This window comes from Symbiopectobacterium purcellii, from assembly GCF_019797845.1.
Lineage (GTDB): Bacteria > Pseudomonadota > Gammaproteobacteria > Enterobacterales > Enterobacteriaceae > Symbiopectobacterium > Symbiopectobacterium purcellii.
The window spans coordinates 2,891,703-2,914,004 of sequence record NZ_CP081864.1 but is presented as its reverse complement, the minus strand read 5'-3'; the positions used below and the strand labels follow the sequence as shown (position 1 = coordinate 2,914,004).

The window sequence follows — 22,302 nt, the reverse complement described above, 5'->3', positions numbered from 1 at the left end:
GGATGAGTATTCGCATTGTCCCTCAGGAACAGTTGGAAAATAATGAAAAATCATCAACGGTGGGCGTGATCCCGCCGTTGCTGTTCGCGAATTTAAAGAGCCTGTACAGCAGCCGTGCAGAGCGTCTGCGCCAATTGGCGGCTGATCATGCGCTCAGCGATTACCTGAATTTTGCTGCTGCCATGGTTGAGGCACAGCAGAAGGTGCTGCACGATCATCCGTTGCTCGTCGATTTGACCGATGTGTTGGTACAGGCGCAGCAGAACAATCGCCCACCGCTGGATGCCAGCGTGTTCCCGCGTGATACGCACTGGCATACGCTGCTGCATGCGTTAATCGAAGAGTTAATGCCTGCCGCCAACGGTCAGGTGCTTATTACGTTGGAAAATCTGAAGAAAATGCCGGAGCAGGAGTGGGAAACACTGGCCGACAGCCTGTTGGCACACCAGTTTAACGGCGAAGATAACGATAAAGCCCCGTTTATCTGGGCCGCCCTCTCCCTCTATTGGGCACAGATGGCGACGCAACTGCCGGGTAAAGCGAAAGCCGAAGTGGGTGAACACCGTCAGTTCTGCCCGGTGTGTGGCGGCATTCCTGTTTATGGCGTAGTACAACTTGGGACCACCAGCGGTTTGCGTTATCTGCACTGCAACCTGTGCGAAAGTGAATGGCACATGGTGCGCGTGAAATGCAGTAACTGCGAGGCAACGGGCAACCTTAACTATTGGTCGTTGGACAGTGAAGAGTCAGCCATCAAGGCAGAAGGCTGCGGTGATTGCGGCACCTATATCAAGCTGCTGTATCAGGAGAAAGATCATCGTGTCGAAGCGGTAGCAGACGATCTCGCCTCACTGGTACTGGATATCAAAATGGAAGAAGAGGGATTCTCTCGCAGCAGCATCAACCCGTTCCTGTTTCCTGAGTACACCACGGCGGATTGATGCTAGTGGGTACTGTTAGCGGGCGCGGTGCACAAACGTAAATGCAGTGCCTGCCAGTACATAGCAGATGAAGATCGCGAATGCCATCGACAATGCTGAGGTGCCATGGATACCGGTTAATGGGGTACTAATGGCACCCAGCATAAACATGCTCATGCCAATCAAGGCTGATGCGCTGCCAGCCAGATGACCTTGCCCCTGCATGGCCAGCGTTGAGGCGCAAGGGCCAATCAGCCCAATCATTGCCATCGTGACAAACAGCGGCAGCATAATGATGGGCAGCGGCGCGCGTAACGCGCAGACTATCAGCAATATCAAGGCGGCTGCCACGGCAATGTGCAATGCTATTTTCAGTACCGCTACTTCGCCTCGCTTGCGACTCAGATAAGCGGCGATCTGCGCAGCAATAACCATTCCTACACCGTTAATCGCAAAACATAAGCTGAATGCTTGCGGACTCAGCTGATAAATCTCCTGAAAGACGAACGGCGATGCACCAATATAGGCGAATAGGCCTGCGCCTACGAACGCTTGTGTCAAACATAATCCCATAAATTCCCGTTGGGTTAGCAAGGTGCCGATGGACTGTAGGAGTTTGCCTGTGCCCCCTGTGATTCGACGCTCTGGTGGCAGCGTTTCTTTCAACCGCCAGGTAGAAAGCGCCAACAACACAATCGCGATCGCTGAAAGCGCAAGAAAGATGCCGCGCCAGTCCATCGTTTGTAGTAAAACACCTCCCATAACGGGGGCGAGAATAGGTGCAAGACCATTGATCAGCATCAATAGCGCAAAAAAACGTGTCAGTTCGTAGCCGCTGTAAAGATCGCGTGCGATAGCCCGTGATAACACGGCCCCCCCAGCCCCGGCAGCGCCTTGAAGAAAGCGGGCTGCAATCAGTTGGGGGATATCCGGTGCAAATGCACACCATAGCGATGCTAACAAAAGGATAATCAGAGAGATAAGCAGAGGGCGTCTGCGTCCTTGCGTATCACTCAGAGGACCAAAAATGAGTTGTCCTGCACCCAGACCAATTAAACCGGCGGTCAGACTGAGTTGTACCGTAGCTGTGGAAGCAGAAAATTCATTACCCAGTGAAGGCAGTGCGGGCAGATAAAGATCGGTACATAGTGGGCCGAGCGCGGCCAGTAGCCCGAGGACGATGGCGTAGCTTAAACGGGAGGTACCTGTCAGGGACGATGTAGGCGTTTTATTCATCATTTTCATTGTCAGAGAACGTCAGTTGTAACAGTTGTTGATAGAGGTGGTGCAACAGCTCAGGTGAGGCTGGTGTTTGCAGAACCGAACGGAATGCCGTCCCTTCACAGAGTGTTGCCATGACTTCCACTCTGGCCGCAATCTGCTCTGGCGTGAAATGGGGAAAATCGCGAGCCATTAGCGTGCATGCCTGTGGAAATAGCCGGCTGTCGGCTTCCTGCAAGATCTCTGCAACGCGTGGGTTTCGTGTTGCTTCCGCAGTGACTTCCAGCATGAGCGCATGATCCTCCTCCATGCGGGGAGTAAGGTCGGGGGGCTTGCGCAAAGAAAGTGCTTTGGCGGCCATCGCAGCAGGGTGTACATGGCTGGCCCCTAATAGCATGAACTGCAGTTTCTGATGGGTGATATCCCGAACTATTGCTTCAATGACGGCATCTTTATTGGTGAAATAACGATAGATTTGCCCCACGCTCAGTTCTGCATGCTTGGCGATTTCCGTCATGCCTGCACCATGGAATCCGGATCGACGAAAGCATATGCGGGCTGCGGCAATGATTTGGTTGCGGCGGTACTCGGTGCGCTCTTCTTTGTTCATTTTTTCCTGCATATGCTCCCCTTTAACGTTTGGATAGGGTGTTTTACAAAAACCTAACACAAACCTTGCAACAGGACGGCCTCGGTTTATTTAATATTGAGAATGAACGTTCATTCTCAATTATAGGGCATGATTTCATGCAAAGTAAGCACTTTGTTTTAGTAATGGTATTGCTGGTAAGTGGTTGTAATGACGTTGGGCAATCGACGCAGGTATCGCCAGAGACAGCAGTAACGGTGATGACGTTAAAAACCGAACCGCTCTCTCTGAGTAGCGAATTAACCGGTCGAGTGACGGCGGCGATGATTTCTGACGTGCGTCCGCAGGTGGACGGTATTATCCACAAGAGGCTGTTTACGGAGGGGGGCGACGTCAGTGCTGGGCAGGTGCTGTACCAGGTGGATCCCGCTCCCTATCAGGCCGCTTATGACGAAGCGGTCGCGACGTCAGTGCTGGGCAGGTGCTGTACCAGGTGGATCCCGCTCCCTATCAGGCCGCTTATGACGAAGCGGTCGCGACGTTGAAGAACGCACAAGCCAGTGTGAAATCAACACGGTTGAAAGCAGAGCGTTATGCGCGGTTGGTGAAAGTCGAGGGTGTCTCACAGCAGGATGCTGATGATGCACAGAGCAGTTATGATGCCGCTGTCGCCAGCGTGGCTGAGAAGCAAGCCGCACTGAACACGGCTCGCATCAACTTAGGGTATACGCAAATCAAGGCACCGATCGCCGGCCGCATTGGTATCTCAACGGTAACGCCGGGCGCATTAGTGACAGCAGGCCAAACCACTGCATTGGCGACGATACGCCAGCTCGATCCTGTCTATGTCGATTTAACCCAGTCGAGCCAGCAACGGCTGGCTCTGGCACAGAGCAATCATGCCACTACGATGCCTGTATCGTTAACGTTGGAGGATGGTTCGACCTACGATCGGACTGGGATGTTAAAGCTTACTGAAGTGGCGGTGGATACCTCCACGGGCAGTGTGACATTGCGTGCCGAGTTTCCTAATCCGCAGAAGGTACTGCTGCCGGGTATGTATGTGCGGGCCCGTGTGGTTCAGGGATTCGATCCTCAGGCGATCATGGTGCCCCAGCAAGGCATAACCCGTGATGCCAAGGGAAATGCAACGGCGTTGGTGGTTGATGACGAGCAGCGTGTCCAAGCACGCACAGTGGTCACTGAACGTGCTATCGATAGTCGTTGGCGGGTAACTCAAGGTCTACAGGCTGGCGATCGTGTCATTATCGAGGGTACGGATAAAGTGACTGCCGGCGCACGAGTGAGCCCCATCGAAGTCAACACGGAAATATCCTCTGCACCTAGCCCCACTGCTGTGAAGGAGGCTCGGTAACCCATGTTTTCACGTTTCTTTATTCATCGCCCGGTATTCGCCTGGGTTATCTCGATTGTCATTATGTTGACTGGGGCGTTAGCCATTTCCTCTCTGCCCATTGCACAATATCCGGATGTCGCCCCCCCTCTGTGTCTATTAAAGCGACCTATACCGGTGCTTCTGCCGAGACGTTGGAAAACAGCGTAACGCAGATCATTGAACAGCAGCTTACCGGGTTGGATGGCTTGCTCTATTTCTCATCATCCAGCAGTTCCAGTGGCGATGTGAAAATCACGGTCACGTTTGCTCAGGGCACTGACCCGGATACTGCTCAGGTGCAGAACAAGGTACAGCAGGCACTGAACCGTTTGCCGACAGAGGTTCAGCAACAAGGCGTGACGGTTACCAAAGCACAAAGTAACTTTCTGCTTATCATGTCGTTGTACGACAGTCGCGATCGCAGTAGCTCCTCTGATATTGCTGACTATATGGTAAGTAATTTGCAGGATCCGCTGGCACGTGTAGAAGGCGTAGGTAATGTTCAGGTTTTTGGTTCTCAATATGCGATGCGTATTTGGCTAAACCCAACACAACTGGCTGCGTATAGCTTGATGCCTTCGGATATTTCGACGGCAGTAGAAGCGCAGAACGTGCAAGTTGCTGCGGGCAAGATAGGTGCATTGCCATCTCGCAGCGAGCAACAGTTGACGGCGACCGTCATGGCGCAATCACAATTGAAAACGGTGGACCAGTTTAACAACATTATTGTTAAAAGTGACAGTAGTGGTGCCGTTGTACGTTTGAGCGACGTGGCGCGGGTTGAATTGGGTGATGAAGATTACAGCATCATCACCCGTCTTAACGGGCATCCCGCGGCAGGGATTGCCGTGATGTTGGCGCCTGGATCGAATGCGTTGGCGACCGCAGAGCGCGTAAAAGCGAAAGTGGCTGAGTATGCACCTACCATGCCAGAGGGATACCGCGTCGCGTACCCGAAAGACAGTACCGACTTCATCAAAATATCTATCGAAGAAGTCGTCAAAACACTGTTTGAAGCTATCGCACTGGTGGTAGCGGTCATGTTCCTTTTTCTGCAAAACTGGCGAGCTACGCTTATTCCTGCTGTCGCCGTCCCTGTCGTCTTGCTTGGGACATTTGGTGTTCTGGCAATTTTCGGTTATTCAATCAATACGCTGACGTTGTTCGGTATGGTGTTGGCCATTGGATTACTGGTGGATGATGCCATCGTCGTTGTGGAAAACGTCGAACGCTTGATGCGTGAGCAGCGGTTGTCTCCCGTGGTTGCTACGGAACGATCCATGCAGGAAATTTCCAGTGCGTTGATCGGCGTGGCTCTGGTGCTGAGTGCAGTCTTTCTGCCGATGGCGTTTTTTGGTGGTTCGACGGGCGTTATCTATCGTCAGTTCTCTATCACGATTGTGTCGTCTATGGCGTTATCGGTTCTCGTCGCATTAACGCTTACACCCGCACTGTGCGCCTCTCTTTTGCGTCCCGTCTCACATGTGGAAAACGGATCGGGTTTTTTTGCACGATTTAATCGCGGCTATCAGCATTTGCAGGGGAGACACCGTCAACAGGTTGCGCAGATTCTGCGTCATCCAGGACGCTTTGTGTTGATTTATGCGGCGATTGTGGTGCTGATGGGGGTGATGTTTGTCCGTTTACCGAGCGGATTTTTGCCCACAGAAGATCAAGGGGATGTGATGGTGCAATTCACTCTTCCTCCGGGTGCAACGGCGGTACGTACAGAGAAAATAGGGAAAGCAATAGAAAACTATTTCCTGACGGAGGAAAAGGAGAATACGGAAGCGATATTCGTCATTACAGGGTTTGGCTTTAGTGGTAGTGGACAAAATGCGGGCATGGCATTTGTCGCCTTGAAAAATTGGCGTCAGCGGCAAGGAGAGGAAAATCGCGCGGATACCATTGCCAAACGAGCAATGGCTGCATTTTCGTCCCTGCGTGACGCTCAAGTCTTCACCTTGACGCCACCCGCTGTGGACGGTCTGGGGCAAACTAGCGGGTTTACCTTTGAGCTACAGGCCAGCGGCACCACCGATCGTACGCAACTTTTAGCGCTGCGCGACACGTTATTAAGTGACGCGCGGCAGAGTCCGTTACTGTCCGCGGTTCGGCCCAATGAGTTGGCTCAGATGCCGCAATTGCAAATCGATAACGCAAAAGCGAATGCACTTGGCCTTTCCCTCAGCGATGTCACGTCAACACTGAGCAGTGCATGGGGGGGACTTACATTAACGATTTCCTCGATCGTGGGCGAGTGAAAAAAGTGTATATGCAAGGCGACACCGACACGCGTAGCAAACCGGAAGATCTGGAACAATGGCAGGTGCGCGGTAGCAATAATACGATGACGCCATTCTCCGCTTTTGCTACTACACATTGGACTTATGGGCCGGAGAGTTTATCGCGTTACAACGGTCTTGCTTCCTATGAAATTCAAGGTAGTGGTGCATCGGGCGTCAGTTCTGGCGAAGCGATGGATGAGATGCAGCGTTTGGCTTACTCGTTACCACAAGGTTCGACTTATGCCTGGAGTGGTCTCTCTTACCAAGAGCGTCTGGCAGGAGGGCAAACCTCTGCACTGTATGCCATTTCCATTTTGGTGGTGTTTTTGTGCCTGGCTGCTTTGTATGAAAGCTGGAGTATTCCTTTTTCGGTGATGCTGGTGATCCCCCTTGGTGTGATCGGGGCGGTTTTAGCAGCAACGCTACGCGGACTGGAGAACGATGTTTACTTCCAGGTTGCGCTGTTAACCACCATTGGCCTTTCCGCCAAGAATGCCATCCTTATTGTCGAATTTGCCGAGCTGGCATACCGGCGAGGGGCGACACTGTTTGATGCAGCGCTGGAAGGTGCATCGATCCGGCTGCGCCCGGTATTAATGACCTCGCTCGCATTCATCATGGGGGTACTGCCGTTGGCGTTAGCCACAGGTGCCGGAGCGAATAGCCGAGTTTCCATCGGTTCGGGCATTGTTGGCGGTACGCTAACGGCAACCTTTCTGACTGTTTTTCTGGTTCCGATGTTTTTTATGTTGGTACGGCGTCGATTTCCTCAAATAAAGAAGGGCATTGCACAGCCCAATACGCCCAGAGAAGAGAATAATGATGATGCATAATCTGAAATGGATTACGGTGATTTTTCCTTGGTTATTAAGCGGATGTTTATCGCTGGAACCTCACTACCAGCGACCCACTGTACCGGTAGAAAAGGCATGGCCACAGGGGGCTGGCTATCTTACGCCAGAGAAAAATATGCCGGCGGCGAGCGAAGTTCCCTGGCGTCAGGTTATCGCCGATGAGAAATTGCGTCAGGTCATTGAATTGGCATTGAATGACAACCGCGATTTGCGCAAGGCGGTTTCCGATGTTGAGGCTGCCCGTGCTCAGTATGGTATCCAGAGGGCTGCGCAGCGACCAACGGTGAATGCCGGGGGGGAGGGAAGCCGAGGCCGCGCGCTCAGCGCAACCTCACCAGGCAGTGCCAATAACACCCAGATCTCACAAACCTACAGTGCTTCGGTGTCCAGCAGTTCGTTTGAGTTGGACTTGTTTGGGCGCGTGCATAGCTTGACTCAAGCCGCGCTGGAGAGCTATCTCTCAACGCAGGAGGCGGAGAAAAGTGTTCGTTTGACGCTGATTGCGGACACAACCACGGCGTATATTGCGCTGGCCAAAGCACGCAGTGATCTGGTTTTGTCGCAACATACATTGCAGAGTGCTCAGGCTTCGCTGGACGTCACTCGTCAGCGTCAGCGTAACGGTGTGGCTTCGGGTGTGGATGTTGCGCAGGCAGAAACGGTATACCAGCAGGCGCGCGCGGATGTTGCCAGCAATACGACAAGCAGTGCGCAGTACCTTAATGCGCTGAACCTTCTGGTTGGGCAAACCGTGCAGGAGGTGTTGTTGCCAGAAAACCTGGCGTCATTGCAGTACGCTATTGCGCCCGTTGCGGCTGGTGTTGATTCGTCCACGTTACTGCAGCGTCCCGACGTGCAGGAAGCTGAACACAATCTCAAGTCAGCGAATGCCAATATTGGTGCCGCCCGTGCAGCGTTTTTTCCAAAGGTAACGTTAACGGGAAGTGGTGGGGTCAGCAGCACGGCGCTGTCTTCCCTGTTCAGTGGCGGTGCCGGAGTGTGGTCGTTTGCTCCAGGTATTAGTCTGCCGCTCTTTGACGGCGGTGCTAATCAAGCGTCGCTGGATTATGCCAAGGCACAGAAACAGGGCTACATTGCCAGCTATGAAAAAGCGATCCAATCTGCGTTTAAAGAGGTGGCTGATGCGCTGGCACGCAAAGGGACTATTGATGAAGAGCTCGCCGCGCAGCGTGACTATGTGGCTGCCGCTGAGCGTAGCTATCGCCTGGCAGAGCGTCGTTACCGGGAAGGGGTGGACACTTACCTGAACCTACTGGAGGGACAGCGCACACTTTACAGTGCACAGCAGGGATTGATTACGCTGGAACAGACCCGGCTGGATAATTTGGTCACGCTCTATAATGCGTTGGGCGGTGGCGTCTCGCTGCTCTGACTACGTCAGCCGAACTAATATTGCAGGATGCTATAGGCTAGTACCAGCGCGGTTACCACCACGGAGAGGGAACAAAACGCGATGGCATAGCGAACCACGGTGGCGCTTGATGCAGGGCGTTGATGCGAAAAGCGTAAGCGCCACACGCTCATCGCCACCATCACCACAGCGAGTGCCAACAGCAGTACGCTGCACCACAGCGCTAATCCTGAGTCGCGATAGAGACTAAAACGAAAACAGAGCATACTGACGATCAGTGCCAATAGCACAGATCGTGACCAGGCCATGCCAGTTCGTTGCGGTTGTAGCCCCGGATCGGGAGCAGCGGGCACGCGGTTAACCAACGATAACCACCACGGCCAGCACCATGGCGACGGCGGTAACAAACAGCGTTACCAGTAGCAGTAGTGGGCTATAGGGCATGTCTTGTTCCTGGCGCATGGCATTTTCGCTGCGCGCCCAGCGAAAGTAGGCCAGCCCACCGAGTACGGCGGCACTCAGCACCAGTAACAGCGCCAGACTCTGCCGGACCATAGGGGTTGCCAGATTGACGGTGAACTGATCGATAGCAATGGCACCCGCCAAAAAGGCCAGCGCGGTTCGAATCCAGGCAAGAAAGGTACGCTCGTTGGCCAGAGAAAAACGGTAATCAGGGGTTTTTCCTTGCTGCCACCAGGGCTTTTTCTCTGATGGCGATGGCGATGGCGATGGCGGTGTGGTCATCATTCTTCTTCACGATTGATAGGTGCTAATGCAGCCAGACTGAACGGTATAAGGTAGCACCGGTTCATGGGGGTGCGGCCATTTTACCTGTCGTCGTCGCATCTGTCAGGTGTGATGATGGCATTATTGTGGGCATCAAGACGAGAAAATCAAACGGCTACCGCAGCCGTTGGCAAAAGCGTCAGCTATCGTGTAGACCATCCGTCGTGAGATAGCGGATTAGCGTATTGATTTTTTCGCTGTTTAGCGCGGAGGTGAGAGGGGTTGGCTGTAATATCGCCTGAGCCTGATTCAATAGAGCCTGTCGAGCAGGTTCTTCGGCGTTGTAAGCAAGCAGCAGCTTTTGTGCCAATGCCACATATTGCCCTTCGCTAATCAATGCGGGTGTAAATGTGCTGGCACTGTCAAGTACGCTCAGAATTTCATTAAGTTTAGCGCGCACGTCGGTGTCAGGGAGTGCTTCACTCGCCGTTGTTTTTAGCGTTGACAGGATGTGTATCGTGTCATGTTTAAAGGCGTTGCTGATGACGTCTTTACCCAGATTTTGGGTCAGCGAGATCAGCATGGCTTCATTTTCATTCTTGATTAAGGTATAGGTGATCGGTTGCCTGTCTCGGTGGGGTGAAGGCTTAACCAATTGATTTCCATTTATAATTGCCGTAATGCCTGCAATGTCCATCTCTGATGCGGCCGTTGCACTCTCGCTGGTGGTAGCGGGAGTGGGCGAGACGTACTGCGCAGTTGCTGCGTTCTGGTTATATTTCTCCTGCTTCTTAATCTCCTTTAATACTAATTTCAGGTTTTTGATGGCTTTATTGTGGGAGTAACTCGAGTCAACCTGGTGTAGGGCTTCATCAGCGGAGGATTGTTGCTGCTCCAGCGCGGTATTTAATGCGGTGATCTGGCTATTAATTTCACCGATACTTAGCTGGGTGTCTTTGATTGTGGTGGTAAAAATATGATGCAATTGGGTCGTTTCCGCTTCAAATTGTGTCTTCGCATAATTCGCCATCTCTCGGGTATGTGCCAGACAGTTGTTCATGGTCATTTTGTCACCAGAGAGCGTGTCCGTAATGTAACCGTCATATTCCTGTGGGATAGAGGTGGAGCCACTCAATGCTATTTTATTTTCGGAACATGGGATTTTATTGTTGATACGAAGGATGTTTCGGTTGCATTGTGACAGCGTGCCAATTAATTTATTTTTGAGTCGATGTAGCGTATTGTTGTAATACAGTCGGTTTTTTAATAAAAGAGACTCCTCCTGATCGAGACGGCCTTTAAGCAGTAGGTCGAGCTATTGGCGTTGAGTATTCGTAGCATTTTATTATCCAACGATGATATATAAAGTACTGATTGAAGCGTAGCACGCGAATTTATAGGCTAATTACAAATAACGCTACGTTTATCTGTCAACGGATATCCGGCCTTTTTGATAAGTAAAAAAAGTATGCCCGTCTTGACGGCATTTCCTTCTTTATTCTATCTGTCATTCTGTAAGGGGTTGCATTCATTCATGTGAATCATTCTTCATTCAGTACACGGGGCTTTATTCAGTGACTGCCTTTCTGCAATGTGAATGCGGTGTGATGTATACCGATGATAAATAGGGATGATAATAATAATTTGATATAACAGTCTCAGGTTACAAGTATGTGTTCGGTATGCAGTATCAAGAGTGATTAGTGCTCGTCGTATATTGAGGTGCCTTTTTATCCCCTCCTGTCTTGTTTTTATTTCTTTTTTCCTAATAGCACCCGTATCGCTCAACTTTACTTGTTGATAATGATTATCAATTGAGTTAGCGTGGTAACCCTGCAACCTACTATGCAGGCCGGAGACCCGGGGGGAGTGTGTCTGGGTAGGTGGGACGGATTTAAATTAAAAAATCGTTTTATTGATGATTGATATTTATAAATTACGTGAAGGTGTGCGCGAAATAACGATCCGTTTCACAAGATGTGAGTATCCGCATGAGATCAATCAGGCGTGTTTAATTTCATCATTTAAGGTGACACGATGTTGGATGCTATTGTAACCCAGACCAGTAACCCGTCAGAAACACCGGTAGATTTCTCTTATTACTCCACACACCGGTGTGTGAGCGCTTCGGGCATTTTTGAACGGATTTCACAACCTGCGCAAACCGACGGTGATAATGGCCAATCCCTGTGGCAAAAGATACAAGCGACCATGGCGCGAGCACGGGCGCAAGGCGTGTCCGCGCCGCTTGTGGTCGGTGCTATTCCTTTTGATACCTGTCGTCCATCCTGCTTGTTCATTCCGCTGCACTACCATTTTACCTTCAGACAGGCTGATACCTCGCTTGCATTGAGTAACAGTGCGAGCCCCATCGCTACGATCACCCAGGTGAACAGCATGCCTGACGTTCGGCATTTTCAATCTGCCGTAGGGGCTGCACTACGTTGCGTGCGTCAGGGGGAAATCCGCAAAGTGGTGTTGTCGCGTCTGCTTGATGTGGACGTCGCACAGCCAATAGATTGCTCGGCAGTCATGAACAATTTGCGGGCGCAAAACCCCCATGCTTATCACTTTTCTCTGCCTCTGCCGGAGGGGGGGATTTTAGTCGGCGCTAGTCCAGAATTGTTGATTCGCAAAAATGCGCGGCGTATCTGGAGTAACCCCTTGGCAGGCTCAATTTGTCGTCATCAAGACCCGCAGCACGATAAACTGCAGTGTCAGCAATTGCTGGATTCACATAAAGATCAGCAGGAACACCGCATGGTAGTGGACGATATTGCCCGGCATTTACGCCCTTTATGCCGTCAACTTATCACACCCTCGGCCCCTTCATTGTTAGCAACCAACACCATGTGGCACCTTTCCTCGCCTATTGAAGGTGAACTGTACCAAACGGATAATAGTGTCATACAACTGGCTTGTTTGCTGCATCCCACGCCGGCGATGTGCGGTACGCCGACGGCAGCGGCACGTCAGTTGATTGCTGAATTGGAACCCTACGATCGTGGGTTATTCAGCGGGATTGTGGGATGGAGCGATGAACACGGCGACGGTGAATGGGCTATTATCATCCGCAGTGCCATCATCCGGCAGCAGCAGGTGCGCTTTTTCGCCGGTGCCGGGATCGTAGAAGGCTCTGACGGACAAAAAGAGTGGGAAGAGATCGCGGGGAAAATGGGGACTATGCTGCGTGCGCTGGGATTACAGTTGCCGGGCTGATCTGTTTTTGCTTAGCCTCTCGGTGCCTCAGGACAGGGAACAGAACAAGAGGAGTGTCATTTTTGTATCAGCACTATCCAACGCGGAAGGAGATTTTCACTTCTTCCACCTGCGGGGACTACCAGCTGTTTATTGCCTGGCCCGATGAGCCAGCGCCAGAGCAAGGATGGCCGGTGATTTATCTGCTTGATGGAGAAGTCCATTTCCCGGTGGCGGAAACCCTGATGCGTACACTGGCGCGCCCGCGGTGTTGTATGACGCCGGGTGTCGTGGTGGCGATCGGTTATTTGGAAGGGACGCTGCGTGAACGGGATTATCGTCCGGCAGTGGCGCAGCGGGTTCCTGAACCAAATCCTCGCGGCGGATACTACCCGAGTGGGCTGGCAGGACAGTCAGAGGCATTTCTGGCGTTCATTCAACATGAACTGAAGCCCTATATCCGACAAGCGTTCTCTGTCGATCCCAGGAGGGAAGCCTTATTTGGCCACTCCTACGGTGGGCTGTTTACGCTCAATACCTTGTTTACCTGCCGCCATGCCTTTCAACACTACTATGCCTCCAGTCCTTCGGTGTGGTGGAACGAGGGCTATATCAATGAGATTGCTACAGACTTTTTGCAGGCTGAGGTGACAGAGGAGCTCTCTGCTGCACCCGTGCTGTTTTTATCCGTGGGAGAGTGGGAACAATCGCTGGAGCGGTGGGAGTTGGCATTGCCCGAGGTACAGAGGGAAGCGTTGCGGCAGCATCGACGCCAGCGCCGGATGGTTGATGGCGTTCGTGAGCTGTCGTGGCGATTACAGGCGGCGGACCGCGATAAGCTCGACGTTTCGCTTTTTATTCATGCCGGGCAGTCTCATCAATCTGTCCCGCTGCTTTCGTTACAGCAGGCGTTTATGCACCATTTTCAGCGCTGAGAGCACTGAATCATTGACGAAACGGGTGAATCGTGAAGCTATTTTCTTATTTTATGTGAATGAACACAGTTTGCGCAGGGTGAATTTGTTATTACATAAAGAGTCAAAATAATTAATGTTATGTTATAATATATTGAGCGCGTGGCTTGCGCACCTTGCTTGCGCACCTTGCTTGCGCACCTTGCTTGCGCACCTTGCTTGCGCACCTTGCTTGCGCACCTTGCTTGCGCACCTTGCTTGCGCACCTTGCTTGCGCACCTTGCTTGCGCACCTTGCTTGCGCACCTTGCTTGCGCACCTTGCTTGCGCACCTTGCTTGCGCACCTTGCTTGCGCACCTTGCTTGCGCACCTTGCTTGCGCACCTTGCTTGCGCACCTTGCTTGCGCACCTTGCTTGCGCACCTTGCTTGCGCACCTTGCTTGCGCACCTTGCTTGCGCACCTTGCTTGCGCACCTTGCTTGCGCACCTTGCTTGCGCACCTTGCTTGCGCACCTTGCTTGCGCACCTTGCTTGCGCACCTTGCTTGCGCACCTTGCTTGCGCACCTTGCTTGCGCACCTTGCTGTGGATGTTGAATGGATTGCACAGCGTGGAGATAGAACAACATGAGGAGCCTGAATGAACGATTCAACGCAGCCTATTGATGAACAAACGCTGCTGGCCATGTCCGAAGCAGACTATATGAATAGCGCGCAGCGGGATTTTTTCCGCCGGCGGTTGGAAACGGAGCGGCAGACGATTCTGGCGCACATTGGGGAGCTGAAAGGAGAGATCTATCGCTACGATACCAGTGGTGATGATGTTGACAAAGCAGCCCATGAAGAAGAACTACGCATGTTGTTCAGACAAATCGACAGAGAAAGTCGCTTGTTGCCAAAGGTCGATGATGCGTTGCGCCGTATCGAAATGGGAGACTATGGCTATTGTATTGAAACCGGAGAGCCCATTGGCCTGCGCCGGTTGCTGCTACGCCCAACGGCGGAACGCAGTATTGATGCCAAACAGACGCAAGAACAGCGTGAGCCCCAGTACCGCAAGGTGAAATAACCTGACACGGTATGCTATCACGCTGTTTGCCCACCTTGATAACGCATGGCGTATGCCTGTCTTCCTTAAATCGGCCTTGCATCTGTCGCCGATAACACGTGCAATACACACCACGATACACCTTGCCCTGACGCAGCGTTGGGGCAAATACCTATAAAATACGTATGGATAGCACAAATTCTCGCAGAGAAGTGCTCTCTGTTACGGGCGGATTGTGGCAGAAAAAATAGTGAATTATTCGTTTCCCACAGTGAATTATCACGATGTGATACCTTGAGTGTAGCTAAATCTAGTTATAAGAAAAAATTAATCAGTGACTTGTTTTACATTTTTTCTATGCTCGGCTCTCTAAGCTGGTCTCAGTGACAAGGTCTGCGGCTCTCGCCAAAGCGAAAGAACGTCAGGTCCATCGCGTGCTGAACCGGATTGATGGTGATGACAACGCGGACGATATTCAATGGTTAAAAAAACAATGTCAGCCAATAAATCGATAGATATGTATGCCGTTCAGGTTTTTGTGACCGTAGCGGAAGAGGGAAGCATGACAGCGGCCGCTTCCCGGTTAGGGCTGACGCCATCGGCTGTGTCGCAGACCATTCGCCAGTTGGAAGATGATTTTGGCGTGATGCTGGTAAACCGCACGCGCCGTCCGTTTGTACTGACACCCTATGGCATTGCGCTGAAAAATCGCGGCGAGGTGTTGACGCAGGAAATTGCCAACCTGAAAGCACAGGTGCTGGAAGCGGGTAAGGGCATCAAACCGGATCTGCGTATCGGCCTGGTAGATTCCTTTGCGATCACCTGCGGCTCGGTATTTACCAAACGCTTGTTAAGCAGTTCGTCTCAGTTGTTAATCAGAACCGGGCTGAGTCCGCAGCAGGGGGAGGCGCTGATCCGACGTGAACTGGATCTTATCGTGACCAGCGATCCGCTGATGGACAGCGACAGCGTGGTGCGTTATCGCCTGTTCTCTGAAGGCTACTTCATCATCACGCCACCGGAGTATCGCAAGCGTATCAGGACGATTGAAGATCTTCGCGAGCTTTCGGCCACCATGCCTTTGGTTCGTTTTAACCGCAACTCACAGATTGGCATGCAGATTGAGCGTTATCTGCGTCGGCTGGATATCCGCGTACCCAATCAGCTCGAGTTTGATAATGCGGATACCCTGACCGCGATGGTGGCCGCAGGTTTGGGGTGGGCGGTGACCACACCGATCAGTTTTTTACAATCGGAAGCCTATTCGCGTCAGGTACTGACCCATATGCCCGAACAGTTGAACATGAGGCGCTCGTTGTACATTTTGGCGCATCGTGATGAATACAGCGCCTTTGTTCAAGAGGCCTGTGTCGTGACCCGTGAAATTATCGAAACGGTATTTATTCCTAAACTGGAAAGCCTGCATCGCGGTATTGAAAAATTAGTTTCAATCAATGCCGATGAAACGTCGGAATAAGGACAACGAATTTCAGTAAAAAATCAAAGGTAATGAAATAGCGCAAGGCGCTATTACAGAAAGATTAAATACGCATCTCTGATGTGGTGCGTCGTATACCCGTCATACTTCAAGTTGCAGATGCGTTGGCTGCGTTCGCTCACCCGAATCACTTACCTGAGTAAGCTTATCGGGATTCGTTCACTTGCCGCCTTCCTGCAACTCGAATTATTTAGGGTATATATCTGAATAATGTGCCGCGTTGGTAACGTGACCGGAGAAACGTCTTTAGGTCACGCATCACAACATTCGCAACGCATTAATATTACTCGATATTGAGAAATATCGTGCGGCCTTTTATTGGCTGACGAATCCATGGACCCTATTTGTAAGCAGCGTGAACCGGTGGGTCAACAATAAAAACGGTTCATGAACTAAAAAAAGGAATAGTGACTATGTCAAATAACATTCGTATTGAAGAAGATCTGTTGGGTACCCGTGAAGTTTCCTCCGACGCCTATTATGGTATTCATACCTTGCGGGCCATCGAGAACTTTTATATCAGTAATCATAAAATCAGTGATATTCCTGAATTTGTGCGCGCGATGGTGATGGTTAAAAAAGCGGCTGCGCTGGCGAACCGTGAATTGAAAACCATTCCCCGCCCGATTGCCGATACCATTATTCGCGCCTGCGATGAAGTATTGAACAACGGCAAATGCATGGACCAATTCCCGGTTGATGTGTATCAGGGCGGTGCGGGCACCTCGGTGAACATGAACACCAATGAAGTGCTGGCTAACATTGGTCTGGAACTGATGGGCCACAATAAAGGCGAATACCAGTACCTCAATCCCAACGATCACCTGAACAAGTGTCAGTCTACCAACGATGCCTATCCCACTGGCTTTCGTATTGCGGTGTACAGTTCCATCCTGAAACTGGTTGAAGCCATCACGCAGTTGGCTGACGGTTTTGAGCGCAAGGCCAAAGAATTCGAAACCATCCTGAAGATGGGGCGTACCCAGTTGCAGGATGCGGTGCCGATGACGCTGGGCCAGGAATTTCATGCCTTCTACGTACTGCTGAAAGAAGAGAACAAAAACTTGCTGCGCACCGGTGAATTGCTGCTGGAAGTGAATCTGGGCGCGACAGCCATCGGTACACGACTGAATACGCCGGATGAGTACCAGCATCTTGCGGTACAACGTCTGGCGGAAGTGAGCGGTCTGCCGTGCGTACCGGCTGAAGATTTGATCGAAGCCACCTCAGACTGCGGCGCTTACGTGATGGTGCACGGTGCGCTGAAACGTCTGGCCGTGAAGATGTCGAAAATCTGTAACGACCTGCGCTTGCTCTCTTCCGGTCCGCGCGCTGGCCTCAATGAAATCAACCTGCCGGAATTGCAGGCGGGTTCTTCCATCATGCCAGCCAAGGTCAATCCGGTGGTGCCGGAAGTGGTCAATCAGGTGTGCTTCAAGGTGATCGGCAATGACACCTGCGTCACCATGGCCTCTGAAGCGGGTCAGTTGCAGCTTAACGTGATGGAGCCGGTCATCGGTCAGGCGATGTTCGAATCTATCCACATCCTCACCAACGCCTGCTACAACCTGCTGGAAAAATGCGTCAACGGCATCACCGCCAACAAAGCGGTATGCGAAGCCTACGTGTTTAACTCCATCGGCATTGTGACTTACCTCAACCCGTTTATTGGTCACCACAATGGCGACATCGTCGGCAAGATTTGCGCTGAAACCGGCAAGAGCGTACGTGAAGTCGTGCTGGAGCGCGGTCTTCTGACCGAAAGTGAGCTGGATGACATTTTCTCCACGCAAAACCTGATGCATCCGGCCTACAAAGCGAAGCGTTACACCGACGAAAACGCCTAACTTTCCCAGTGATTAACCGCAGGCACAGGGTAGCCCTGTGCCTGATGTCCATTAATAAAAAAAAGATAATAACAACAATACCATCGCACGACTTTTAACCATCGTTAAGGAGCATTGTATGCTTGTCGTGGAACTCTTTGTCGTTCTGCTTGCCATTTATCTAGGATCTCGTCTTGGTAGCATCGGTATCGGCTTTGCCGGTGGGTTAGGGGTGCTGGTGCTGACGCTGGGTCTTCATATCAAACCGGGCGCCATACCGTTTGATGTGATCGAAATCATTATGGCGGTGATCGCCGCCATTGCGGCCATGCAGGTAGCAGGAGGCATGGATTATCTGGTCAGTCTGGCGGAGAAATTGTTACGTCGTCAGCCTAAATATGTCACCTTCCTCGCGCCACTGGTTACCTACTTTATGACGCTGCTGGCGGGCACCGGCCATACCGCCTTCTCAACGTTGCCGGTGATCGCGGAAGTGGCGAAAGAGCAGGGGATTCGTCCGTCGCGTCCGCTCTCTATCGCGGTCGTCGCTTCGCAGGTGGCGATCACCGCTTCGCCAATTTCTGCGGCGGTGGTTTTTGCTGCCGGTATTCTGGAACCGCACGGCGTCAGTTATCTGATGCTGCTGGGAATATGCATCCCTACCACACTTGCTGCGGTGCTGTTGACGGCGGTTGTCACCAACTTTCTGGGTAAAGAGCTGAAAGATGATGAAGTCTATCAACAGCGGATTAAAAATGGCGAAGTGTCAGTGCGCACCGCCAGTGCGTTGGAGATCAAGCCGGGGGCAAAATTGTCGGTGTTGCTGTTCCTGCTTGGGATTGTTGCCGTGGTGGGTTATGCCACGGCAATCAGCGATACGGTGAAGCTGATTGCTAACCCGGTGTTGCCGCGTAACGAAGCTATTGTGGTGTTCATGCTAACCATCGCTACGCTCATTGCCATCACCTGTAAAATTGATACCAGCAAAGTACTTTCTGCCAGCACCTTTAAATCGGGTATGAGTGCTTGCGTGTGCGTGATGGGCGTTGCCTGGTTGGGGGATACCTTTGTCAAAGCGCACATCAATGATATCCAGAGTACTGCGGGTGCGTTGCTGCAAGGTTATCCCTGGATGTTGGCCGTGGTGCTGTTCTTTGCATCGATGCTGCTCTATTCCCAGGCGGCGACGGCGAAAGCATTGCTGCCCGCCGCGCTGGTGCTTGGCGTTTCCCCGGTCACGGTGGTCGCTTCCTTTGCCGCGGTATCAGCCCTGTTTGTCCTGCCAACCTACCCGACCTTGCTGGCGGCGGTGGAAATGGATGACACCGGTTCGACCCGCATCGGCAAGTATGTTTTTAACCACGCATTTCTGGTGCCAGGGGTGTTAACGATTACGCTTTCCGTGGTATTCGGTTTTGTGGTCGGTAATATCGTGCTGTAACGGAGAATGCTTGGCAACCGTTGATGTTGCCACCTGAAAGAGGAGGTATACTGCTCGGCAGTGTACCTCCTTTTTTATTGCACCCGTTTTCCTAAACCCATCTTCAAAAACCAGAGTGACCGCGTGATGAATCTGATAAATCGCACCCTATACTGCACCGTTTTTTCCAGCCTGTTAATGACCGGAAACCTTGAAGCCGCCAACTGGCAGGATACGTTGTCCAGTGCTGCCAGCCAGCTTGGGCAAAACGGGGGTTCAACCACCAATTTGACCGGGTTACTCGGTGGTGGTACGCAGGCATTGAGTGCGGGTAGCATGGGCAATGCTGCGGGTATTTTGCAGTACTGCATCAAGCAGAAGCTGGTATCTGCTACCAATACTGAAAATATCAAAGATAAATTGCTCGATAAATTGGGGCTGAACAGCGCGGAAAAACAGAAACAAACGGATTACACCCAGGGAATGGCTGGGATGTTGCAGACCAAGGATGGACAGGCGCTAAACCTTAACAATATCGGTAGCACCCCGTTGGCCGAAAAAGTCAAAACCAAAGCTTGTGATTTGGTGCTAAAGCAAGGGATCGCCTTTCTTTCCTGAGGGTGTGAACCGTGAAGGCCACACCGATGAGGCTGGCATCTCGTAATCAATATCACGCTTTGCGGCAGACGCTGGTCTGCCGCTATTGGTAACTGATCACCACGACTTTGACCGTTTCGCTTAAGGACAGGGGGGCAATATAGCCCACGCCCTGGGGCAACGTGTGCGGTTGCGTTAGCTTGGCAAGGGTGAGCGTGTGCTGTTGTCCTTGCCGGAAACACTGCGCCGTCACCTGCTGTGATTGCGTTGAAATATCACAAGGGGGTTCAACAATGGTGCCAACGATATGAATAACGCCGGTATTGATGGCTGAAGAGGCCATCGCGGTGGGCAGTGAAAAACCCGCCCATGACAGAAGTGCGCCACACAAAAACCATGCTCTCATGATGATATCTCCAAACAGCCCTACGTTTAGTTAACAACGGACTCTTTAGAAATAACTTTAAGACATTTATTAAAATGTTAAAGATTTGCCAATAAAATGTTTTGGTTTTGTTTCTCACTCAATGAGGTTTGTGGTTTTCATCACTGATGTGACGTTTTGTTGTCATTGCTCGTTTCAGGTGCGCGACCACCTCCTGTTCAGAGATAGCTTAGCTTGAAGTGTGCCGTTGCCGTGTAGTCACCGGATTGCAGTGTATCGTCTGCCGTTCTTTCAATCCGGGCCGAAAAGGGAATGGTATTATCACCAACCTGCAAGGGGATCCACGCTGAGTTTTTGTTGATGGTAACCAGGCTATTGCCGTAATAAATTCCAATCGCCACCCCTTTGGCACCCGAACTGCTATCCAAGGCCAGTCGACCGGGAAGGTGCGTGTCTTCGGTGCCTAAAAACTGAATGGCGACATTTTGAAAGGTGTCGATATTGCATTCAGTAAAACCTAAGTAGCACCGCAGTGCGAGCAGATTTCTGGGATTACTCATCGCGGTTTATATTTTCATACTGTGCATGGCTTTTATTTGTTGCTGAATGAGTGCTGCTAATGCCTTTACGCTTTGCTCGCAGCGCTCATCCCATTCATAGGAAACATTTAACCGGAAATGGCGATCGTATTTGTCGCCGGTCGTGAACATTTTTCCGGGGGCGATACTGATCCCTTTCTCTAGCGCTTGCCAGTAAAGCGTGGTGCTGCTGAGACCGGGAGGTAATTCTAACCAAAGGAAATAGCTGCCGCGGGAAGGGTAAATAGTAACGTCATAAGGGAGATAGCTCTGGAGTGATTGGATCGCCGCATTTTTGCGTTGTTCTAACGTCTTGCGAAGATGGCGTAGGTGACTGTCATAGCTGCTTGTTGCAAGGTATTCTGCGATAGCTAACTGCATAGGAGCACTGGCAGAGAGCGTGCTCATCAGCTGTAAACGCTGGATATTCCTGGCATGTTGGCCGGCCGCCACCCAACCGATTCGGAAACCAGTCATCAGATTTTTGGAAAACGAAGAACAGTGCAGGATCAACCCTTTGCCGTCTAATGCCTTTGCGGGTAACGGCCGCTGTAATCCAGAGTACAGTTCACCGTAAACATCATCTTCAACCAATCCCACGCCATATTTTTCCAACATCGCCACTAGCCGCTGTTTATTTTCCCATGACAGCGTGCAGCCGAGCGGGTTATGGAAATTGGTCATCAGCCAGCAGGCTTTAATGGGATAGTCATTCAACGCCTGATGCAGCGCATCAAGATCTATGCCGTGTTGTGGATCGGTGGCTATTGCAATCGCCTTAAGCTTAAAACGCTCGATGGCCTGTAATGCACCGTAAAAGGCAGGCGATTCGATAGCGACATAATCTCCCGGCACCGTCAGTGCCTGAAGACTCAAATTGAGTGATTCCATCGCGCCGGCGGTAATGACGATTTCATCGGGTGAAACGGCAATACCTTGTAATGCGTAGCGCTGAGCGATGTGTTTTCTTAGCTGCTCGTTGCCAGGGGGAAGATTATCCAGAGCATTTCGTGGCTGCATGCGGCGCGCGACTGAAGCCAAAGAGCGGGTTAATTGTCGTTGAGGAAAAAGATGTGGATCAGGGAATGCTGAGCCAAAAGGAACGACAGAGGGAGACTTGCTGGCTTGAAGCACATCAAAAATAAACGCATTAACGTCAACATCTTCCGTCAATTCCACACGAGCCTGTACATTTACGGCGGAGGCGCTATCAAGCGGCGGTGCGGCTAACTGCGGCGCGGCGTAATACCCAGATTGTGGGCGTGATATAAGCAGTCCCTGGCTTTCTAATAATTGATAGGCTCGTAGTACCGTCATCAGACTCATACCAGAGTGAATCGACTTTTCTCGCAGTGACGGAAGCTTGTCACCGGGTTGCCAGATCCCCTCCTGCAGTTGCTTTCGCATCTGGCAAGCTAATTGCTCGAACTTGGCCATCGCACACCCGTTTTTTGCCGTGATGGATAATAGGGTG

The 22,302-nt window shown here is 51.6% G+C and carries 17 protein-coding genes and 2 pseudogenes; 11 read left to right on the top strand and 8 right to left on the bottom strand.

Annotated features, from left to right (window positions below; translation table 11 throughout):
* Positions 1–2: 2 nt before the first annotated feature.
* A complete protein-coding gene (gene fdhE, locus K6K13_RS13780; protein ID WP_222157523.1) occupies positions 3–941 on the top strand; it encodes a formate dehydrogenase accessory protein FdhE in 939 nt (312 codons plus the stop codon).
* A gap of 15 nt (positions 942–956) precedes the next feature.
* On the opposite strand, the gene K6K13_RS13775 is transcribed toward fdhE, so the two are convergent.
* Complete coding sequence (locus K6K13_RS13775) at positions 957–2,159, bottom strand: multidrug effflux MFS transporter (RefSeq protein ID WP_434064577.1); 1,203 nt, start codon at positions 2,157–2,159, stop codon at positions 957–959.
* Positions 2,149–2,763, bottom strand: coding sequence for a TetR/AcrR family transcriptional regulator (locus K6K13_RS13770; protein WP_222157522.1), 615 nt, complete (start codon positions 2,761–2,763; stop codon positions 2,149–2,151). The genes K6K13_RS13775 and K6K13_RS13770 overlap by 11 nt, the downstream gene beginning before the upstream one ends.
* A gap of 125 nt (positions 2,764–2,888) precedes the next feature.
* Here K6K13_RS13770 and K6K13_RS13765 point away from each other — a divergent pair.
* From K6K13_RS13765 to K6K13_RS13755, 3 genes and pseudogenes are all read left to right on the top strand, one after another.
* Positions 2,889–4,105, top strand: a pseudogene (locus K6K13_RS13765) (efflux RND transporter periplasmic adaptor subunit).
* A 3-nt stretch (positions 4,106–4,108) separates the two neighbouring features.
* Positions 4,109–7,247 (top strand): annotated as a pseudogene (locus tag K6K13_RS13760) (efflux RND transporter permease subunit).
* Positions 7,240–8,661 (top strand): efflux transporter outer membrane subunit, encoded by a 1,422-nt coding sequence (locus K6K13_RS13755; RefSeq protein WP_434064612.1) that lies wholly within the window; start codon positions 7,240–7,242, stop codon positions 8,659–8,661. Before K6K13_RS13760 ends, K6K13_RS13755 begins: the two are co-directional and overlap by 8 nt.
* 14 nt (positions 8,662–8,675) lie before the next feature.
* Here the strand turns inward: K6K13_RS13755 and K6K13_RS13750 are convergent, their stop codons facing one another.
* The 3 genes from K6K13_RS13750 to K6K13_RS13740 form a co-directional block, all read right to left on the bottom strand.
* A complete protein-coding gene (locus tag K6K13_RS13750) occupies positions 8,676–9,005 on the bottom strand; it encodes a DUF202 domain-containing protein (protein WP_252120288.1) in 330 nt (109 codons plus the stop codon).
* Entirely contained in the window at positions 8,998–9,384 is a 387-nt protein-coding gene (locus tag K6K13_RS13745; RefSeq protein ID WP_434064611.1) for a YidH family protein, read from the bottom strand. Before K6K13_RS13745 ends, K6K13_RS13750 begins: the two co-directional genes overlap by 8 nt.
* 181 nt (positions 9,385–9,565) lie before the next feature.
* Entirely contained in the window at positions 9,566–10,501 is a 936-nt protein-coding gene (locus K6K13_RS13740; protein ID WP_222157519.1) for a hypothetical protein, read from the bottom strand.
* 902 nt (positions 10,502–11,403) lie between these two features.
* Here K6K13_RS13740 and K6K13_RS13735 point away from each other — a divergent pair.
* The 7 genes from K6K13_RS13735 (at position 11,404) to K6K13_RS13705 (ending at position 19,886) form a co-directional block, all read left to right on the top strand.
* Complete coding sequence (locus tag K6K13_RS13735; RefSeq protein WP_222157518.1) at positions 11,404–12,585, top strand: isochorismate synthase; 1,182 nt, start codon at positions 11,404–11,406, stop codon at positions 12,583–12,585.
* Positions 12,586–12,647: 62 nt separating this feature from the next.
* Positions 12,648–13,499, top strand: coding sequence for an alpha/beta hydrolase (locus K6K13_RS13730; RefSeq protein WP_222157517.1), 852 nt, complete (start codon positions 12,648–12,650; stop codon positions 13,497–13,499).
* A gap of 617 nt (positions 13,500–14,116) precedes the next feature.
* Positions 14,117–14,545 (top strand): TraR/DksA C4-type zinc finger protein, encoded by a 429-nt coding sequence (locus K6K13_RS13725; protein ID WP_252120287.1) that lies wholly within the window; start codon positions 14,117–14,119, stop codon positions 14,543–14,545.
* Positions 14,546–15,002: 457 nt separating this feature from the next.
* Positions 15,003–16,001: a LysR family transcriptional regulator gene (locus K6K13_RS13720; RefSeq protein ID WP_222157516.1), complete on the top strand. Its 999-nt coding sequence runs from the start codon at positions 15,003–15,005 to the stop codon at positions 15,999–16,001.
* Between the two features lie 434 nt (positions 16,002–16,435).
* Complete coding sequence (gene aspA, locus K6K13_RS13715) at positions 16,436–17,869, top strand: aspartate ammonia-lyase (protein WP_222157515.1); 1,434 nt, start codon at positions 16,436–16,438, stop codon at positions 17,867–17,869.
* Positions 17,870–17,987: 118 nt separating this feature from the next.
* Positions 17,988–19,289 (top strand): anaerobic C4-dicarboxylate transporter, encoded by a 1,302-nt coding sequence (locus tag K6K13_RS13710; RefSeq protein WP_222157514.1) that lies wholly within the window; start codon positions 17,988–17,990, stop codon positions 19,287–19,289.
* Between the two features lie 126 nt (positions 19,290–19,415).
* Positions 19,416–19,886 (top strand): YjjA family protein, encoded by a 471-nt coding sequence (locus K6K13_RS13705; protein WP_222161093.1) that lies wholly within the window; start codon positions 19,416–19,418, stop codon positions 19,884–19,886.
* Positions 19,887–19,968: 82 nt separating this feature from the next.
* Here the strand turns inward: K6K13_RS13705 and K6K13_RS13700 are convergent, their stop codons facing one another.
* The 3 genes from K6K13_RS13700 to K6K13_RS13690 all read right to left on the bottom strand — a co-directional run bounded on the left by K6K13_RS13700 (position 19,969) and on the right by K6K13_RS13690 (position 22,265).
* Positions 19,969–20,271, bottom strand: a complete 303-nt coding sequence (locus K6K13_RS13700) for a YmdA family protein (RefSeq protein WP_222157513.1) — start codon at positions 20,269–20,271, stop codon at positions 19,969–19,971.
* A gap of 197 nt (positions 20,272–20,468) precedes the next feature.
* Complete coding sequence (locus tag K6K13_RS13695) at positions 20,469–20,810, bottom strand: fimbrial protein (protein WP_222157512.1); 342 nt, start codon at positions 20,808–20,810, stop codon at positions 20,469–20,471.
* A 6-nt stretch (positions 20,811–20,816) separates the two neighbouring features.
* The gene (locus K6K13_RS13690) at positions 20,817–22,265 is read right to left on the bottom strand and encodes an aminotransferase-like domain-containing protein (RefSeq protein ID WP_222157511.1); all 1,449 of its coding nucleotides are present in this window, start codon (positions 22,263–22,265) and stop codon (positions 20,817–20,819) included.
* Positions 22,266–22,302: the final 37 nt, after the last annotated feature.

What these genes read in the sequence shown, in the direction of transcription:
- fdhE (WP_222157523.1), top strand. Translation starts at nt 3, where the DNA reads ATGAGTATTCGCATTGTCCCTCAGGAACAGTTGGAAAATAATGAAAAA.
- K6K13_RS13775 (WP_434064577.1), bottom strand. Translation starts at nt 2,159, where the DNA reads ATGATGAATAAAACGCCTACATCGTCCCTGACAGGTACCTCCCGTTTA.
- K6K13_RS13770 (WP_222157522.1), bottom strand. Translation starts at nt 2,763, where the DNA reads ATGCAGGAAAAAATGAACAAAGAAGAGCGCACCGAGTACCGCCGCAAC.
- K6K13_RS13755 (WP_434064612.1), top strand. Translation starts at nt 7,240, where the DNA reads ATGCATAATCTGAAATGGATTACGGTGATTTTTCCTTGGTTATTAAGC.
- K6K13_RS13745 (WP_434064611.1), bottom strand. Translation starts at nt 9,384, where the DNA reads ATGACCACACCGCCATCGCCATCGCCATCGCCATCAGAGAAAAAGCCC.
- K6K13_RS13735 (WP_222157518.1), top strand. Translation starts at nt 11,404, where the DNA reads ATGTTGGATGCTATTGTAACCCAGACCAGTAACCCGTCAGAAACACCG.
- K6K13_RS13725 (WP_252120287.1), top strand. Translation starts at nt 14,117, where the DNA reads ATGAACGATTCAACGCAGCCTATTGATGAACAAACGCTGCTGGCCATG.
- K6K13_RS13720 (WP_222157516.1), top strand. Translation starts at nt 15,003, where the DNA reads ATGGTTAAAAAAACAATGTCAGCCAATAAATCGATAGATATGTATGCC.
- aspA (WP_222157515.1), top strand. Translation starts at nt 16,436, where the DNA reads ATGTCAAATAACATTCGTATTGAAGAAGATCTGTTGGGTACCCGTGAA.
- K6K13_RS13710 (WP_222157514.1), top strand. Translation starts at nt 17,988, where the DNA reads ATGCTTGTCGTGGAACTCTTTGTCGTTCTGCTTGCCATTTATCTAGGA.
- K6K13_RS13705 (WP_222161093.1), top strand. Translation starts at nt 19,416, where the DNA reads ATGAATCTGATAAATCGCACCCTATACTGCACCGTTTTTTCCAGCCTG.
- K6K13_RS13700 (WP_222157513.1), bottom strand. Translation starts at nt 20,271, where the DNA reads ATGAGAGCATGGTTTTTGTGTGGCGCACTTCTGTCATGGGCGGGTTTT.
- K6K13_RS13695 (WP_222157512.1), bottom strand. Translation starts at nt 20,810, where the DNA reads ATGAGTAATCCCAGAAATCTGCTCGCACTGCGGTGCTACTTAGGTTTT.
- K6K13_RS13690 (WP_222157511.1), bottom strand. Translation starts at nt 22,265, where the DNA reads ATGGCCAAGTTCGAGCAATTAGCTTGCCAGATGCGAAAGCAACTGCAG.